The sequence below is a fragment of the Cupriavidus sp. WKF15 genome (assembly GCF_029278605.1).
Classification (GTDB): Bacteria; Pseudomonadota; Gammaproteobacteria; order Burkholderiales; family Burkholderiaceae; genus Cupriavidus.
In genome coordinates this window covers 2588019-2605018 of record NZ_CP119572.1, presented here as the reverse complement: position 1 = coordinate 2605018, position 17000 = coordinate 2588019, and the positions used below count along the sequence as shown (strand labels likewise).

Annotated in this window: 16 protein-coding genes; 8 read left to right on the top strand and 8 right to left on the bottom strand. The window is 67.3% G+C overall.

Annotation, left to right across the window (positions count from 1 at the left end):
* Window positions 1–204: 204 nt before the first annotated feature.
* On the top strand, window positions 205–1971 hold the full coding sequence (locus CupriaWKF_RS12135; protein WP_276098116.1) for a potassium/proton antiporter: 1767 nt from the start codon (window positions 205–207) through the stop codon (window positions 1969–1971).
* On the opposite strand, the gene CupriaWKF_RS12130 is transcribed toward CupriaWKF_RS12135, so the two are convergent.
* From CupriaWKF_RS12130 to CupriaWKF_RS12120, 3 genes are all read right to left on the bottom strand, one after another.
* Window positions 1968–2972 (bottom strand): tripartite tricarboxylate transporter substrate binding protein, encoded by a 1005-nt coding sequence (locus tag CupriaWKF_RS12130; RefSeq protein ID WP_276098115.1) that lies wholly within the window; start codon window positions 2970–2972, stop codon window positions 1968–1970. The two genes, CupriaWKF_RS12135 and CupriaWKF_RS12130, sit on opposite strands and share 4 nt — an antisense overlap.
* Before the next feature lie 36 nt (window positions 2973–3008).
* Window positions 3009–3464 carry a DUF2214 family protein gene (locus tag CupriaWKF_RS12125; protein WP_276098114.1) on the bottom strand — a complete coding sequence of 152 codons (456 nt, stop codon included), beginning with the start codon at window positions 3462–3464 and terminating at the stop codon, window positions 3009–3011.
* Between the two features lie 141 nt (window positions 3465–3605).
* The gene (locus CupriaWKF_RS12120; protein ID WP_276098113.1) at window positions 3606–4826 is read right to left on the bottom strand and encodes a CaiB/BaiF CoA-transferase family protein; all 1221 of its coding nucleotides are present in this window, start codon (window positions 4824–4826) and stop codon (window positions 3606–3608) included.
* Window positions 4827–5130: 304 nt separating this feature from the next.
* Between CupriaWKF_RS12120 and alaS the strand changes: the two genes are divergently transcribed.
* Window positions 5131–7755: an alanine--tRNA ligase gene (gene alaS / locus CupriaWKF_RS12115; protein WP_276098112.1), complete on the top strand. Its 2625-nt coding sequence runs from the start codon at window positions 5131–5133 to the stop codon at window positions 7753–7755.
* Between the two features lie 67 nt (window positions 7756–7822).
* On the opposite strand, the gene CupriaWKF_RS12110 is transcribed toward alaS, so the two are convergent.
* The 4 genes from CupriaWKF_RS12110 to CupriaWKF_RS12095 all read right to left on the bottom strand — a co-directional run bounded on the left by CupriaWKF_RS12110 (window position 7823) and on the right by CupriaWKF_RS12095 (window position 11370).
* Window positions 7823–8131 (bottom strand): hypothetical protein, encoded by a 309-nt coding sequence (locus CupriaWKF_RS12110; RefSeq protein ID WP_276098111.1) that lies wholly within the window; start codon window positions 8129–8131, stop codon window positions 7823–7825.
* A gap of 42 nt (window positions 8132–8173) precedes the next feature.
* Window positions 8174–8935 carry a slipin family protein gene (locus CupriaWKF_RS12105; RefSeq protein ID WP_276098110.1) on the bottom strand — a complete coding sequence of 254 codons (762 nt, stop codon included), beginning with the start codon at window positions 8933–8935 and terminating at the stop codon, window positions 8174–8176.
* Window positions 8936–8937: 2 nt separating this feature from the next.
* On the bottom strand, window positions 8938–10383 hold the full coding sequence (locus tag CupriaWKF_RS12100) for a nodulation protein NfeD (protein WP_276098109.1): 1446 nt from the start codon (window positions 10381–10383) through the stop codon (window positions 8938–8940).
* 93 nt (window positions 10384–10476) lie between these two features.
* Window positions 10477–11370, bottom strand: coding sequence for a LysR substrate-binding domain-containing protein (locus tag CupriaWKF_RS12095; protein ID WP_276098108.1), 894 nt, complete (start codon window positions 11368–11370; stop codon window positions 10477–10479).
* 220 nt (window positions 11371–11590) lie between these two features.
* Here CupriaWKF_RS12095 and CupriaWKF_RS12090 point away from each other — a divergent pair, with 220 nt between their 5' ends.
* The 6 genes from CupriaWKF_RS12090 to CupriaWKF_RS12065 all read left to right on the top strand — a co-directional run bounded on the left by CupriaWKF_RS12090 (window position 11591) and on the right by CupriaWKF_RS12065 (window position 15917).
* Entirely contained in the window at window positions 11591–12829 is a 1239-nt protein-coding gene (locus tag CupriaWKF_RS12090) for a YbfB/YjiJ family MFS transporter (RefSeq protein ID WP_276098107.1), read from the top strand.
* A gap of 90 nt (window positions 12830–12919) precedes the next feature.
* Window positions 12920–13693, top strand: a complete 774-nt coding sequence (locus CupriaWKF_RS12085) for a class II aldolase/adducin family protein (RefSeq protein WP_276098106.1) — start codon at window positions 12920–12922, stop codon at window positions 13691–13693.
* 58 nt (window positions 13694–13751) lie between these two features.
* Window positions 13752–13940 carry a 4-oxalocrotonate tautomerase gene (locus CupriaWKF_RS12080; RefSeq protein WP_276098105.1) on the top strand — a complete coding sequence of 63 codons (189 nt, stop codon included), beginning with the start codon at window positions 13752–13754 and terminating at the stop codon, window positions 13938–13940.
* Between the two features lie 37 nt (window positions 13941–13977).
* Complete coding sequence (locus CupriaWKF_RS12075; protein WP_211948776.1) at window positions 13978–15012, top strand: low specificity L-threonine aldolase; 1035 nt, start codon at window positions 13978–13980, stop codon at window positions 15010–15012.
* A 65-nt stretch (window positions 15013–15077) separates the two neighbouring features.
* The gene (locus tag CupriaWKF_RS12070) at window positions 15078–15662 is read left to right on the top strand and encodes an NUDIX domain-containing protein (protein ID WP_276098104.1); all 585 of its coding nucleotides are present in this window, start codon (window positions 15078–15080) and stop codon (window positions 15660–15662) included.
* A gap of 27 nt (window positions 15663–15689) precedes the next feature.
* Entirely contained in the window at window positions 15690–15917 is a 228-nt protein-coding gene (locus CupriaWKF_RS12065; RefSeq protein ID WP_071014635.1) for a sulfurtransferase TusA family protein, read from the top strand.
* A gap of 78 nt (window positions 15918–15995) precedes the next feature.
* On the opposite strand, the gene galU is transcribed toward CupriaWKF_RS12065, so the two are convergent.
* Complete coding sequence (gene galU, locus CupriaWKF_RS12060) at window positions 15996–16892, bottom strand: UTP--glucose-1-phosphate uridylyltransferase GalU (RefSeq protein WP_276098103.1); 897 nt, start codon at window positions 16890–16892, stop codon at window positions 15996–15998.
* Window positions 16893–17000 lie beyond the last annotated feature (108 nt).

Sequence of the window (17000 nt, the reverse complement as noted above, 5' to 3'; positions counted from 1 at the left end):
AATGAGGCGGCGCTTAAATGGCTACAAAGCGAGACTGGAGGCGGGGTTGCGGTGCATGATGGGCGGTTCGGCAAGGCGGTTTCCAGGGTGCTGAGCTATCATCGGACTGGCCCCGCCCGGCATTGGCGGGTGGCGGCCGCAGCACTGGCTGCAAGGTGCTGAAAGGTTGAGAACGGCAGCTGGCGAAAGTAGAAGGGACACCGTTTGGAGAGCGTCGACCACGTCATCCTGATCGGCGCCGTCGTGATGTCGCTGGGCATCGTGGTGGGCGCCTTCTCCGCACGCGCAGGCGTGCCGTTCCTGCTTGTCTTCCTGGCGGTCGGCATGCTGGCGGGCGTCGATGGCCCGGGCGGCATCCGCTTCTCCAACACCTGGCTCAGCTTCCTGGTCGGCAACCTTGCGCTGGCCGTGATCCTGCTCGATGGGGGCCTGCGCACCAGTTACGCCACGTTTCGTGTGGCCTTGCGGCCGTCGCTGGCGCTGGCCACTGCGGGTGTCCTGGTGACAGCCGGCCTGGCGGGCCTGTTCGCGGCGTGGATCCTGGACATCGACTGGAAGCTGGGCTTGCTGCTGGGCGCCATCGTGGGCTCTACCGACGCTGCGGCCGTCTTTTCGACGCTGCACAGCAGCGGCATCCGGCTGAAGGATCGCGTGGCTAGCGTGCTCGAGATCGAATCGGGCATCAACGACCCGATGGCGATCTTCCTGACGCTGACCCTGATGGAGTGGATCGCCGCGCCCAACGGACTGACGCCGCTGGCGCTTGCCGTGCGGCTCGCCGTGCAGTTCGGCGTTGGTGCCGTGCTGGGGCTCGGGCTTGGCTACTGCCTGGCCCATGTGCTCGAGCGCATCGAGGTTGCCGAAGGCCTGCACGCCATCCTGATCTGTTCCGGCGGTGCGATGATCTTTGCCATCACGCAGAGCCTGGGCGGCAGCGGCTTCCTGGCGGTGTACCTGGCCGGCATGCTGGTCGGCAACCGGGACCGCGCCGTGACTGCCGACACCATGCGCGCGATGGACGGCATGGCCTGGCTGGCCCAGTCGGCGATGTTCCTGCTGCTTGGCTTGCTCGTGGCGCCCCACCGGATCTGGGAGATTGCCGTGCCCGCGGTAGCTGTGGCCGCCTTCCTGATGCTGGTGGCCCGGCCGGTAGCCGTATTCCTGGCCTTGCTGCCGTTCCGGCTGAACGTGGGGGAAAAGGGTTTCATCGCCTGGATGGGCCTGCGCGGCGCCGTGCCCATCGTGCTGTCGCTGTTTCCATTGCTGCGCGGATTGCCCGAGTCGGGGCTGATCTTCCGCGTGGCATTTGCCGTGGTGCTGGCCAGCCTGCTGCTGCAGGGGACGACCGTGGCGCCTGCCGCGCGCCTGGCCCGCGTGCTGCGTCCCGGGTTTCCGGAGCCGCTCGCGCGCTCGCGCCTGCGCGGCGTCCATGGGCCGACGATGGAGGTCATGCAGTTCCGGGTCAGCGTCAACGCGCCGGTCGAGAATGTGCGGGCCGACCAGCTTGAACTGCCGCCGAGGTGCCGGCTACTGACGGTGGCGCGCGACGATGCACTGGCCCCGCACGAGCAGACCATGTTGCGCGCCGGCGACACGGTATCGGTGCTGGCGCCCGCCACGGTGCTGCCCAGGCTCGCGGCACTGTTCCAGGCGCCGGGGCCCGCTCCGGCATGGGATCAGGTGACGCATGATTTCCTGCTCTCCGGCGACGCCTTCCTGCGCGACGTGGCGGCGCTCTATGGGGATCGTACGCTGACGCCCGCCGAGTCCCCGCTGACGCTCGCCGACGCCATGCAGGCCAGCTTCATCTCGCCGCCGGTGGAAGGCGACAGCGTCGTGATCGCCGGCCTGCACCTGACCGCCGCGCGCATGGAAGGCCCGCGCATCATCCAGGTCGGCATGCTGCTGCCCCGCCCCGAAAGCGACACGGGCATCCGGCGCTGGGGCATCCGCCGCAAGCCGCAGGCCTAGTCGACCTTCGCGCCCGATACGCGCACGATCTGCGCGTACTTCTTCAGCTCGCGCTGCACCAGCGCGCCGAACTGTTCGGGCGTGGTGGGGGCCGGCTGGGCGCCGATGCGGGCAAGGCGTGCCTTCATGTCGTCGGTCTTCAGGATGGCGACGATATCGTGGTTGAGCCGCTCGACGATCTCGCGCGGCGTATTGGCCGGCGCGAACACGCCGAACCACGTGGAGATATCAAAGCCTTCCAGCCCCAGGCCCTTGCCCGCTTCCGCGATGGTCGGCAGCTCCGGGAAGGCGGCTGCGCGGCTGGCGGTGGTGACCGCGAATGCCTTCAGTTTGCCTGCCTTGATATTGGCGGAGGCCGAGGCCAGGTTGTCGAAGATCAGGTCGGTCTGGCCCGACAGGACCGACAACTGCGCGGGCGACGCGCCGTTGTACGGGATATGGACCATACTGATCTTCGCCATGCTCTTGAACAGCTCGCCCGACAGGTGGCCGGCGCTGCCGTTGCCGCCCGACGCATAGTCGAGCTTGCCCGGATGCTTGCGCGCGTACTCGACCAGTTCGCGCACATTGTTGATATGCAGCTCCGCGGCCTTGCCCGGATGCATCACCAGCACATTGGGCACGTCCGCGACCAGCGTGACCGGCGCGAAATCCTTGACCGGGTCATACGGCATCTTGCTGAACAGCGTCGGGTTGATGGCGTGCGTGGCCACCGCGCCCATGACGATGGTGTAGCCATCGGCCGGCTGCTTGGCCACATAGTCCGCGCCAAGGTTGCCGCCGGCGCCCGGCCTGTTCTCGACCACCACCGGCTGGCCGAGGCTGTCGCGCAGTTTCTCGCCGATGGCGCGCGCGACCGTGTCGAGAGGGCCGCCGGCCGGGTAGGGCACCACGAACTTGATCGGCTTGGACGGGTAGGCGGTGGCCGGGACGGCCGCGATGGAGGCCGCGGCGGGCAGCATGGCCGCGACGACAGTGGCGGCAAGCAGTTTCTTCAGCATGACGACTTCAGAGGTACGGAAAACAGGGGTAGCGCCTTACCTTGCCCCGATGCCGCGCGCCATCATCACGGCGCACAGCGGCAGCAGGATCACCAGGTGGGCTTCGATCATGACCCAGCGGCGGGCCTTCCTGACCTCGGACGGCGGCGGCACGAAATCGGGCAGCTTGCGGCTCTGCTTGCGCCAGCGCGAGATCGCGAAGGTCGGCGGCAGCGAGCACAGCGCGATGACGACGAACACGGTCACCTTCGCGTGGAACCACGGGTTGTGCAGGTAGAAGTCCGCGCCCTTGGCGCCATAGAACAGGCGCAGCAGGCCGGTCGCCAGTGCCGCCATCGCGGACAGGAAGTACACGCCGTCATAGATCGACAGCCGGCGCACGGTGGCCGGCGTGATGTCGGGGCGCAGCACCACGGCCTCGGCGGCCATCAGCGTGATCAGGACGAAGATGGCCAGGAAGTGGAAGAAGGCCAGCAGGGCATCGGTCAGCATGGAATTTCCGGGTGGGTCCGCGGACGCGAACAGCCGGGCCCGGACCCGCCAGGGCGTCGGGCGCAGGCAGTGCCGGCTGCGCGGAACAGCTTCGGGGGACGACTGATCAACTGCTTGCGCCGGTTCCGGCGCAAGTGGCTCTTATACCACGCCCTTGGCGCGCAGGGCGGCGATCTGTTCGGCGCTGTAGCCGAGCGCCTCGGTCAGCACCGTGTCGGTGTGTTCGCCGAGCAGCGGCGGATGGCGCAATGCCTCGGGCGGCGTGACGCTCATCTTGATCGGGCTGCCGACCAGCTTGACTTCGCCGGCGCTCGGGTGGGGCAGGTCCACGCGCAGGCCGCGCGCCTTGACCTGTTCGTCCTCGAAGACCTCGTCGAGCGAGTTGATCGGGCCGCAGGGCACGCCGGCCGCTTCCAGGTCGCGGATCCACTGCGCGCGCGTGCGCGTGCGGACCATGTCGGCCAGGATCGGCACCAGCACGTCGCGATTGGCCACGCGCTGCGGATTGGTGGCGAAGCGCGGGTCGTCGGCCAGTCCGGGCTGGCCGCCATCGGTCACGAACTTGCGGAACTGTCCATCATTGCCGACCGCGACGATCAGCCAGCCGTCGGCCGCCTGGAAGGTCTGGTAGGGGACAATGTTCGGGTGTGCATTGCCCCAGCGCCGCGGCGCCTGGCCGCTGGCCAGGTAGTTGGTGTTCATGTTGGCCAGCATCGCCACCTGCACGTCGAGCAGGGCCATGTCGATGTACTGGCCTTCGCCCGTGCGCTCGCGGTGCGCCAGGGCCGCCAGCACGGCAATGGTGGCGTACTGGCCGGTCATCAGGTCGGAAATGGCCACGCCGGCCTTCTGCGGACCGCCGCCGGGCAGGTCGTCGCGCTCGCCGGTCAGGCTCATGAAGCCGCCCATGCCCTGGATGATGAAATCGTAGCCGGGGCGGGCCGCGTAAGGGCCGCTCTGGCCGAAGCCCGTCACCGAGCAGTAGATGAGGTCCGGCTTGACCGCCTTCAGCGATTCATAGTCCAGGCCGTACTTCTTGAGCTGGCCGACCTTGTAGTTCTCCAGCACCACATCGCTCTGCGCGGCCAGCTCGCGCACGAGCTTCTGGCCCTCTGGCGAGGAGATGTCGCATGTCACCGAGCGCTTGTTGCGGTTGGCGGCGAGGTAGTAGGCGGCCTCGGCGGTGTCGCTGCCGTCTTCGGCCTTGAGCCAGGGCGGTCCCCAGGTGCGGGTATCGTCGCCAGCGCCGGGCCGCTCGATCTTGATGACGTCGGCGCCGAAATCGGCAAGGTTCTGGGCACACCATGGACCGGCGAGGACGCGGGTCATGTCGAGGACGCGGAGATGGCTTAAGGCTCCCATGGCAGTGAGGGGGCTCCGGATGCAGGGGTGTAAAGGGGGACTTGCCGGGCCGACGGCGCGGCCGGCGCGGACAGCCTGCAATGTACCACCGGGGTCCGCGCAGACGGGTCTGCAAGTGCCCCGTGAGGCGCTTTTAGTCGCCGGATTTGGGCGATAGCCGGCCGGTCCCACGGCGCCATACCCGCTGCGGCCGCCATGTCCCCGCCATGTCCTTTTGGGGCTGGCTTGCCCGTATAATCAACGGTTTGCAAATCCAACACTGATTCGTCGCGCCCTGCATGCCGCGGGAAGCGTCCGCCATCCCATGAAAGTCTCCGACATTCGCAGCAAGTTCCTGCAGTACTTCGAATCGAAGGGCCATACCGTGGTCCGCTCGTCCAGCCTGGTGCCGGCGAACGACCCGACGCTGCTGTTCACCAATTCCGGCATGGTGCAGTTCAAGGACGTGTTCCTGGGCACCGACAAGCGCCCGTACCGCCGCGCCACCTCGGCGCAGCGCTCGGTGCGCGCCGGCGGCAAGCACAACGACCTCGAGAACGTGGGCTACACCGCCCGCCACCATACGTTCTTCGAGATGCTGGGCAATTTCTCGTTCGGCGACTACTTCAAGCGCGAAGCCATCCAGTACGCGTGGGAACTGCTGACCAAGGTCTACCAGCTGCCGGCGGAGAAGCTGTGGGTGACGGTCTACGCCGAGGACGACGAGGCCTATGACATCTGGGCCAAGGAAGTCGGCGTGCCGGCCGAGCGCATCGTGCGCATCGGCGACAACAAGGGCGCGCGCTACGCCTCGGACAACTTCTGGCAGATGGCCGACACCGGCCCGTGCGGCCCGTGTTCGGAAATCTTCTTCGACCACGGCCCGGATGTGTGGGGCGGCCCCCCGGGATCGCCCGAGGAAGACGGCGACCGCTACATCGAGGTGTGGAACCTCGTGTTCATGCAGTTCAACCGCGACGAGCAGGGCAATATGACGCCGCTGCCCAAGCCGTGCGTGGACACCGGCATGGGCCTGGAGCGCATTGCCGCGGTGCTGCAGCACGTGCACAGCAACTACGAGATCGACCTGTTCCAGGCGCTGATCAAGGCCGCCGCGCGTGAAACGCATTGCGACAACCTGAACCAGAACTCGCTGAAGGTCATCGCCGACCATATCCGCGCGTGCTCGTTCCTGATCGTCGACGGCGTGATCCCCGGCAACGAAGGCCGCGGCTACGTGCTGCGCCGGATCGTGCGCCGCGCCATCCGCCACGGCTACAAGCTGGGCCAGAAGACCCCGTTCTTCCACAAGCTGGTGGCCGACCTGGTCGCGCAGATGGGCCAGGCCTATCCGGAGCTGGCTGAAGCCCAGGGCCGCGTGACCGAAGTGCTGAAGGCCGAGGAAGAGCGCTTCTTCGAGACCATCGAGAACGGCATGTCGATCCTCGATGCCGCGCTGGCCGACCTGAAGCTCAAGGGCGGCAAGACGCTCGACGGCGAACTGGCGTTCAAGCTGCACGACACCTTCGGCTTCCCGCTGGACCTGACGCAGGACGTCTGCCGCGAGCAGGAAATCGCCGTGGACGAGGCCGCGTTCGACGCCGCCATGAACCGCCAGCGCGAGCAGGCTCGCGCCGCCGGCAAGTTCAAGATGGCCGCGGGCCTGGAATACTCGGGCGACAAGACCGTGTTCCACGGCTACGAGAAGCTGGAACTGCCGCAGGCCAAGGTCATCGCGCTGTATGTGGACGGTGCCGCGGTCGACGCCATGCAGCCGGGCCAGACCGGCGTGGTGGTGCTCGACAACACCCCGTTCTACGCTGAATCCGGCGGCCAGGCCGGCGACCAGGGCGTGCTGAAGGCCGGCAATGCGGTGTTCGCCGTGGCTGACACCACCAAGATCCAGGCTGAAGTGTTCGGCCACCAGGGCACGCTGGCAGGCGGCGCGCTGAAGGTCGGCGACACCGTGCAGCCGCAAGTGGACGCACTGCGCCGTGCGCGCACCGTGCGAAATCACTCGGCCACCCACCTGATGCACAAGGCCCTGCGCGAAGTGCTGGGCAGCCACGTGCAGCAGAAGGGCTCGCTGGTCGATGCCGACAAGACCCGCTTCGACTTCTCGCACAACGCGCCGATGACGGACGAGCAGATCCGCCGCGTCGAAGAGATCGTCAACGCCGAGATCCTGCGCAACGAAGACACGCACGCGGAGGTCATGCCGTTCGACGACGCGGTCAAGAGCGGCGCCATGGCGCTGTTCGGCGAGAAGTACGCCGATGACGTGCGCGTGCTGTCGATCGGTACCTCGAAGGAACTGTGCGGCGGCACCCACGTGCACCGCACCGGCGACATCGGCCTGTTCAAGATCGTGGTGGAAGGCGGCGTGGCTGCCGGCATCCGCCGCGTGGAAGCGATCACCGGCGACAACGCGCTGCACTACCTGCAGAAGCTCGACGCCAAGCTGAACGAAGCCGCCGCCGCGCTCAAGGCCCAGCCTTCGGAACTGGTGCCGCGCATCGGCCAGGTGCAGGAGCAGGTCCGCGCGCTGGAAAAGGAGCTGGAGCGCCTGAAGAGCAAGCTGGCGTCCTCGCAGGGCGACGAACTGGCCGCGCAGGCGGTCGACGTCAAGGGCCTCAAGGTGCTGGCCGCCCAGCTCGACGGCGCCGATGTGAAGACGCTGCGCGAGACCATGGACAAGCTCAAGGACAAGCTACAGAGCGCGGCCATCGTGCTGGCGGCCGTGGCCGACGGCAAGGTCAGCCTGATCGCCGGCGTGACGGCGGATGCCACGGGCAAGGTCAAGGCCGGCGAGCTGGTCAACTTTGTCGCCCAGCAGGTCGGCGGCAAGGGCGGTGGCCGTCCGGACATGGCGCAGGCTGGCGGCACCGAGCCGGCCAATCTGCCGCAGGCGCTGTCTGGCGTGGCGGAGTGGGTGTCGGCGAAGGTTTGAGGTTTTCCGGCACTGAAGAAAGGGCGCTTCGGCGCCCTTTTTCATTGGCCTCGGCCCGCTGCAGCCGCTATTCCACGATCCGATAGATCTCCCATCGCGCTGTCCCGGAAACCACGTGAGGCTCGAGTTCCTTGCCCCACGCTGCATGCTCGGGGATGGTGGCCAGCTTGGCCCAAGCCCGTTCCAGTTCGCCGAGATCGGCGATTTCCCAGTCATGCACGACGGTAGCCTCGCGCGCGCCGATCGAGCCGGTCAGCATCCGGCCCGTGGTCATGCCGATCTGCGGCGCGATCTCGCGCGCCCAGCGTTGCAGCCGTTCGATGACTTCCTGCTTGTGGCCGAAACGGGCATCGATTTGCCATCTGGCGATCATCATGATGTTCTCCTTGTCGTGCCTGGCGCGCACACTGGTCGGGCACTATTCACCCTGGGACGAACCCGCACGCAAGGTCGCGAACAGGTCTATCGGCAGGGGGAATACGATGGTGGAACTCTTGTCTCCCGCGATCTGCGTCAGCGTCTGCATATAGCGCAGCTGCATCGCCTGAGGCTGCCGAGCCAGCATCTGCGCGGCTTCCAGCAGTTTTTCCGAAGCCTGCAGTTCGCCCTCGGCATGGATCACCTTGGCGCGCCGTTCGCGCTCGGCCTCGGCCTGCCGCGCAATCGCGCGGATCATGGTTTCGTTCAGGTCGACGTGCTTGATCTCGACGTTGGACACCTTGATGCCCCAGCCGTCAGTCTGCGCGTCCAGCGCCTGCTGGATGTCGAGGTTGAGCTTCTCGCGCTCGGCCAGCATTTCATCCAGCTCATGCTTGCCCAGCACCGAGCGCAGCGTGGTCTGCGCGAGCTGGCTGGTGGCCTCGAGGAAGTTCGCCACCTGGATGATGGCGCGTTCGGGGTCCACCACGCGGAAGTAGACCACCGCGTTGACCTTCACGGAAACGTTGTCGCGCGAGATCACGTCCTGCGGCGGCACGTCCATCACCACGGTGCGCAGGTCCACCCTGACCATCTGCTGCACGGCGGGAATCAGCAGCACCAGTCCCGGGCCCTTGACCCGCCAGAAGCGCCCGAGCATGAACACCACGCCGCGCTCGTATTCGCGCAGCACGCGGAACGACATGATCACCAGCAATGCCAGCAGGAAGATCACACCGCCGAAGCTGAATCCGTAGGCCATGGTCAGGCTCCCTTCTCTGGCGTCGGTTGGGATGGGGGCGCCGCAGCCTGCGGGGCGCTGCCGGCGGCGATCACGTCAAGCGTCAGGCCGTGCCGTGCGGTGACAAGCACCGGCGTGCCGCGCGCCAGCGGGCTGGCGCTGCGCACGCGCCAGTTCTCGCCGCGCACCTGGGCCCAGCCTTCCTCATTCAGGTCGTCCAGCACTTCACCACGGCTGCCGACCAGCGTGTCGGCGCCGCTGACCACGGGCCGCCTGCGCGCGCGCAGCAGGATCGCGGACATGCCGAATACAAAGACCGCGGACATGGCGGAAAGCGCCGCGACCATCGGCAGCGGCACGCCGAAACCCGGCACGTCGGTGTCGATCAGCATTACCGCGCCGAAGGCAAAGGCGACGATGCCGCCTACGCCCAGCGCGCCGAAGGTGGGCAGGAACAGCTCCGCCACCATGCAGCCGATGCCCAGCGCCACCAGCGCCAGCCCGGCGTAGTTGACGGGCAGCATGTGCAGCGCGAACGCCGCGACCAGCAGGCAGATCGCGCCGGCGATGCCGGGCACTACCATGCCCGGCGTGGAGAACTCGAAGATCAGCCCGTAGATGCCGATCATCATCAGCATCAGCGCGACGCTCGGCTCGGTGATGACGGCCAGGAAGCGGCTGCGCCAGTCGGGTTCCAGCGTCACGACCGTGGCGTGACCGGTCTGCAGCACGCGCTCGGCGCCGGCGGCCGTCACGTGCTTGCCGTTGAGCTTGCGCAGCAGGTCCGGCAGGTCGGTGGCGACAATGTCGACCACCCGCTGCTCTGCGGCTTCGCTTGCGGACAGGCTGACGGCTTCGCGCACCGCGCGCTCGGCCCATTCGGCATTGCGGCCGCGCAACTGCGCCAGGCCGCGGATGTAGGCCGAGGCATCGTGCATCTGCTTGCGTGTCATGGTGTCCTGCGCGGCCGGCTCGCTCGCGGGCGCAGAGGCCGGAATGGCCTCGGGCTTCTGTGGCCCGCCGATGCCGATCTGCACGGGACTGGCAGCGCCCAGGTTGGTGCCGGGCGCCATGGCGGCGATATGGCTGGCGTAGAGGATGTAGGTACCGGCGCTCGCGGCGCGCGCGCCACCCGGGAAGACATAGCTGGCCACCGGCACGGGCGAGGCCAGGATGGCCTGGATGATCTCGCGCATCGACAGGTCGAGCCCGCCGGGCGTGTCCATTTCCAGCACCACGAGCTGGGCACCGCCTTCGCGCGCGCGCGTCATGCCGCGCATCACGAAGCCAGCGCTGGCCGGGCCGATGGCGCCCTTGAGCGGGATCACGTACACGGAGCCGACGCCTGCCCCTGCGGCAGCCGGCGCAGACGTGGCGGGGGCGGCTGCCAGCACCGCGAGCGCGAAGCCGGCCAGCAGCAATCCGATATAGAGCCAGGGGTGCGCGAGGCGCGCAATGGCGAATCTCATCGCAAAGGGCGTGGCACAGGGAGTGCCGTGGTGGCGCCACTTTCAGTGTAGGCGACCGGGCACATCCTGCACGTCCCGGTCGGCCTGCGAGGCTCAGGCTGCGGCGGGCAGGGGCGGGTTGCTGGCCGGAGCGCCGGGCGCCGGCAGGGCCTGGACAAGCGCGTCCAGCGCGGCGCTGGCCATGGCCGGATGCCAGGCCAGCAACGTGCGCACGCGGCCGGCCTCGCCCAGGCCATGCACGCTGATGGCGGGCAGGTCGCGGTACAGGCCAAGCACCGAGCGCGGCACGATGGCGGCGCCGATGCCGGCCGCCGCGCATGCGACGATGGTGTGGTAGGAGTTCAGCTCCAGCACGCGCGGCGGCGCAGCACCGCCCGCCGCGTGCCAGGCCTCGAGCCGCGCGCGGTAATTGCAGCCCGGCTCGAAACCCAGCAGCGTGGACGTTTCCAGGTCCGCGGCGCTGCGGATCGGGCGGTGGCCGGCGCGCGCAATCACGACCAGTTCTTCCTCGAATGCAGGCCGGGATGCCAGCGCCGGGTTGCCAAGCGGCTCGGCCACGAAGGCGCAGTCGGCCTCGAAGCGCTCCAGTGCCTCCAGCGCCTGGCGCGTCGCCAGCGTGACCAGTTCAAGCTGCACGTCAGGCCACGCCTGGTGGTAAGCGGCCAGCATGGCAGGCAACCGGCTGGCGGCAGTGCTTTCCATCGACGCAATGCGCAGGCGCCCATGAGGACGCGACGGCAGCACCGCATGGCGTGCCTCTTCCGCCAGGCGCAGCATGCGGCACGCATAGTCGAACAGCGTCTGTCCGGCCGGCGTCAGCACCATGCGCTTGCCGTCGCGCAGGAACAGCTCGACCCCGAGCGATTCCTCCAACTGGCGGATGCGCGTGGTCACGTTGGATTGCACACGGTGCAGGCGTTCGGCGGCGCGTGTGACGCCACCTGCCTCCACCACCGTGCGGAAGATCTCGAGTGCGGCTAAGTCCATGGTGGCTCCAGGCGGGAGGTTTCGCTTTTCATCTCATGAAAAGATTAAAAGCATCTTGATAATTCATTTTTGAAGATGGTCGTCACGGCGTAGGATAGGTGAATCCAGGCAGGTTTGCCACCGCTGCGACACGGAGGAACGACGACATGCCGTACGTGAACTTCAAGACCTGCTGCTTCGGCGGCGAAACCACCATGGAGCGCCGCAAGGCGGTCAGGTGATGTCTGCTTCAACAACTGGCACGGCGGCGACCGACATGGCGCGGCGCGAACCGGGCGCGTGGGCGATTGCGCTCGCAGGGCTGGCTTCGCTGGCCGTGGTCATGGGAGTCGGCCGCTTCGCCTTCACGCCGCTGATGCCAATGATGCTTCACGATGGCCTGGTCAGCCTGCACGAAGGCGGCTGGTTGGCCACGCTGAACTACATCGGTTATTTCGTCGGCGCCGCCGTCTGCCTGTTCATCCGCCCGGATCCGGCGCGCATGATCCGGCTCGGGCTGGTGGCCACGGTCTTGCTGACGCTGGGCATGGCACTGCCGGGCGGCATGCTGGCCTGGTCGCTGTGGCGCACCGCCGCGGGCGTGGCGAGCGGGCTGGTGCTGGTCTATACCTCGGGCTGGTGCATGCAGCGGCTCGCCGACCTGGGACAGCCGGCACTGGGCGGGCTAATCTTCTGCGGGCCGGGCATCGGCATCGTGGTCACGGGCGTTTCCGCCTTTGCCATGGTCGGTGCGGGCTGGCATGCGGTAGCAGGGTGGGTCGCCTTCACGGTCATGGGCGCCGTGCTGGTGCTGGCGGTCTGGCGCGTGTTCGCCACTGACGGGGGTACGGTGCGAGCGGCCGCAACGCGGCCTGAAAGCGAGCCTGCCCATGGCGCCCGGTTGGACGGCGAGGCCTGGGCCCTGACGCTGGCCTACGGCCTGGCGGGATTCGGCTACATCATCACGGCGACGTTCCTGCCTGTGATTGCCCGGCAGGCGATGCCAGGTTCCGTCTGGGCCGACCTGTTCTGGCCGGTCTTCGGTGTCGGCGTGTCGATCGGCGCCTTTGCGGCGACGCGCGTCGGCATAGCTCACGACAACCGCCGCTTGCTCGCGTGGTCCTACGCCATGCAGGCGCTGGGTGTCGCGATCGCCGTGGTCTTCCCGACCGTCGCCGGGTTTGCCGTCAGCAGCCTGCTGGCGGGCCTGCCGTTCACCGCGCTGGTGTCGTTCGCGATGCGCGAGGCGCGCCGGCTGTGGGGCCCGCAGGCGCCGCGCCTGATGGGCCTGATGACGGCGTCCTATGGCCTGGGCCAGATTGCCGGCCCGCCGCTGGCCACGGCACTCGTTGCGCGTTCAGGTGGCTTTGCCAGTTCGCTGGCGTGCGCCGCGGCCGCGCTGCTCGCCGGTGCCGTGATGTTCGTCTGGATGCGCCACGCATGGCCCATGCAGGTAACGCGGCAGACTGCGCTACAGTAACGCCTTCGCCGCCCTTTTGCGGACCCCAGATTCACCAAGCCGGGACCAACGCCGGCACCACGAACACCGGGCGGCGCTGGAGCGACCCCCATGTCTTTCTCATTGCAGCCGGCGCGCGCCGCCGGCGCACCCAGCCCAGTCACGCCGGAAGAGCAGCGCGTCCGCGTGGACCTGGCCGCTGCTTACCGCTTGTCCGCCCTGCAGGGCTGGGATGACCTGATCTATACCCACATCTCGGCCACGGTGCCCGGCGAGCCCGGTCATTTCCTGATCAATCCGTTCGGCTTCGCCTTCGAGGAAATCCGCGCATCGGATCTGGTCAAGATCAATGGCCGCGGCGAGGTGCTTGGCGAGACCGTCCATCCCGTCAACGTCACCGGCTTCGCGCTGCACGCCGCGGTGCATGCGGCACGTGCGGACGCCATGTGCGTCATGCACCTGCACAACACCGCCGGCATTGCCGTATCCGCGCAGGCGGAAGGGCTGCTGCCGCTGTCCCAGCATGCCATGCGCTTCCACGGCCGCATGGCATACCACGACTATGAGGGCCTGGCGTTCACGCCCGCCGAGGGCGCGCGGCTGACAGCTTCACTGGGCCAGCAGCAGACCATGCTGCTGCGCAACCACGGCACGCTGACCGTGGGCCGCACGGTCGCCGAAGCCTATGTGCTGATGGCGACGCTGATCAAGGCCTGCGAAATCCAGATCGGTGCGCAGGCCGGCGGCCGGCTGGTGCGGCCCGCGCCGGGCGTCGCCGACAAGGCATCCGGGCAGCTCTACGACAACGGCGCCGTCGAAGGCACCCTGGAGTGGCCGGCGCTGCTGCGCAAACTCGATAGAATCGATCCCTCGTACCGGGACTGAACGCCCCCGGTTTCCCCCGATACGCAGATACAGGCAAAGCCAACACAAGGAGTCATAGATGCCGACTTTCCACGTAGAGATGTTTGAAGGCCGCACCGTCGAGCAGAAGCGCAAGTTCGTCGAGGAAGTGACGCGCGTGACCTGCGAGACGCTGGGCTGCACCGCTTCGGCCGTCGACATCATCATCACCGACGTCAAGCGCGAGAACTGGGCCACCGGCGGCGAGCTGTGGGCTGACAAGACGTAATCGCGCCAGACCCACACCGCCAGACCCGCAGATGACCATGCAGCATTTCGCCTCGGACAACTACGCCGGCTTTTGCCCGGAATCCCTGAAGTACTTCCTGGAGGCCAACGGCACCGGGCATGAGCAGGCCTATGGCGACGATTCGTGGACGCAGAAGGTTTGCGACCGGATCCGCGACCTGTTCCAGACCGATTGCGAAGTGTTCTTCGTCTTCAACGGCACTGCCGCCAACTCCCTGGCGCTGTCGGCGCTGTGCCAGTCGTACCACTCGGTCATCTGCCACGAGCTGGCGCATATCGAGACCGACGAGTGCGGCGGGCCGGAGTTCTTCTCCAACGGCTCGAAGCTGCTGACCGCGCCGGGCGAGAACGGCAAGCTCACGCCCGACGCGGTCGAGGCGCTGGTGACGCGGCGCTCGGACATCCACTATCCGAAGCCCAAGGTGGTGTCGCTGACGCAGTCCACCGAGGTCGGCACGGTCTATACGGTCGAAGAGGTCCGCGCGATCGCCGCGATCGCCAAGCGCCGCCAGCTTCGCGTGCATATGGACGGCGCGCGTTTTGCCAACGCGGTGGCCTCGCTCGGCGTGCATCCGTCCGAGATCACATGGCGTGCCGGCGTGGATGTACTGTGCTTCGGCGGCACCAAGAACGGCTTGCCGGTGGGCGAGGCGGTGGTCTTCTTCGACCGCCGCCTGGCCGAGGACTTTGCCTACCGCGTCAAGCAGGCCGGCCAGCTCGCATCGAAGATGCGTTTCATCTCGGCGCCGTGGCTGGGGCTGCTGGAGAACGATGTCTGGTTGTCCAATGCGCGTCACGCCAATGCCATGGCGCAACTGCTGCAGTCGCGCATCGCCGGCATTCCCGGTGTGCGCATCATGTTCCCGACCGAGTCCAACGCCGTGTTCGCCGAGCTGCCGTTGCCGGCGATCGAGGCGCTGCGCGCAAAAGGCTGGCGCTTCTACACGTTTATCGGTGCCGGCGGCTGCCGCTTCATGTGCGCGTGGGACCTGCAGCCGGAGACCGTCGAGGCCCTCGCGGCCGATATGCGCGCGGCCTGCGGCGCCTGCTGAAATGCGCGGGCAGGCGTAAGATACCGGCCGGTAGCAGAACATAACGAGACACCGAGGAGCCCCTGATGCAATACCGATTCTGCCCGCAATGCGGCGCGCCGCTCGAGGTGCTGCCGCTGTCGGGGCGCGAACGCCACGCCTGCGTCCAGCCGGAATGCGGCTTCGTGCACTGGAACAACCCGCTGCCGGTGCTGGCCGCGGTGGTCGAGTACGAAGGCAAGCTGCTGCTGGCGCGCAACGCAGCCTGGCCGCAGAAGATGTTCGCGCTGGTCACCGGTTTCCTCGAGCGTGACGAGACACCGGAACTCGGGGTGGCGCGCGAGCTGAAGGAAGAAACCAACCTCGATACCGAGGCCGTGTCGCTGATCGGCGTCTATGAGTTCATGCGCAAGAACGAGCTCATCATTGCCTACCACGTGAAGGCGTACGGCGACATCGCGCTGTCCGAGGAGCTGGCCGAATACAAGCTGGTGGCGCCCGAGGACATGCGCATCTGGTCGGCCGGCACGGGCTTCGCGGTGGCCGACTGGCTGCAGTCGCGCGGCTACCCGGTGCGCTTCTTCGACCGCCAGACCGGCGAGGACATCCCCGACCCGCGTCGGCCGAGTGACTTCAGCGTCCTGAGCGCTTCGCTACAATACCGGGTCTGAAGACTGATAAGAGCAAGGAAGAGAGGAATGGAGTTCCAGAAAGAAGTCGATGCGCGCGGCCTGAACTGCCCGCTGCCGATCCTGCGTACCAAGAAGGCTCTGGCCGACATGGCCAGCGGCGAAGTGCTCAAGGTGCTGGCCACCGACCCGGGCGCCACGCGCGATTTCCAGGCCTTTGCCAAGCAGACTGGCAACGAGCTGCTGTCGCACCAGGAAGTCGACAAGGTGTTCGTGTTCTACATGCGCCGCCGTTGAACGCCGCGGTCAGGCGTCCAGACAACAGAAGAGCCGCCCTCGGGCGGCTCTTCTTATTGGTACGGGTCGAGTTGCAGGTCAGGCTGCCGTGCCGTCGGCCAGGTAGGTGCCGCGGTGTTCCAGGTAGTCGCGGAAGCCGGCACTGACTTCGGGGTGCTTCAGCGCGTACTCGACCGTCGCCTTCAGGTAGCCGAGCTTGCTGCCGCAGTCGTAACGCGTGCCCTGGTAGCGGTAGGCCAGCACCTGTTCCTGCCCCAGCAGCGACTGGATCGCGTCGGTGAGCTGGAACTCGCCGCCGGCGCCCGGCTTCAGCTCGCGCAGGTGGTCGAAGATGCGCGGGGTCAGGATGTAGCGGCCGACCACGCCCAGGTTGGACGGCGCATCTTCCGGTGCCGGCTTTTCCACGATGCCGGACATCTTGATGACGCCTTCGTCCCATTCGCGGCCATCGACCACGCCATAGGAGCGGCTCTGTTCCGGCGCGATCTCTTCGACGCCCAGCACCGAGCAGTTGTAGTGGTTGTAGAGATCCACCATCTGCTTCATCACCGGCGGGGTGCCGTCGATCAGGTCGTCGGCCAGCATCACCGCGAACGGGCTTTCACCCACCAGCTTGGCGGCGCACAGCACGGCGTGGCCGAGGCCCAGCGCTTCGGGCTGCCGCACGTAGTAGCACTCGACATTGGCCGGCTTGATCGAACGCACCACGTCGAGCAGGGCCTGCTTGTTCTTGGCCTCCAGCTCGACTTCGAGTTCGAAGGCCTTGTCGAAATGATCCTCGATGGCGCGCTTGGAACGGCCGGTGACGAAGATCATCTCGGTAATGCCGGCCGCCATGGCTTCTTCCACCGCGTACTGGATCAGCGGTTTGTCGACCACAGGCAGCATTTCCTTGGGGCTGGCCTTGGTGGCCGGCAGAAAGCGGGTGCCCAGGCCCGCGACCGGGAAGACGGCCTTGGTAACGCGATTTTCCATGTCAGCTATTCCTTCGAATTTGACTCATAACCGTGCCGGATACTCCGGGGGCCGTCTGTCGGGTTCTGTCCGACGCGAGGCGGACGGAACCCGACGTACCCGCGATAC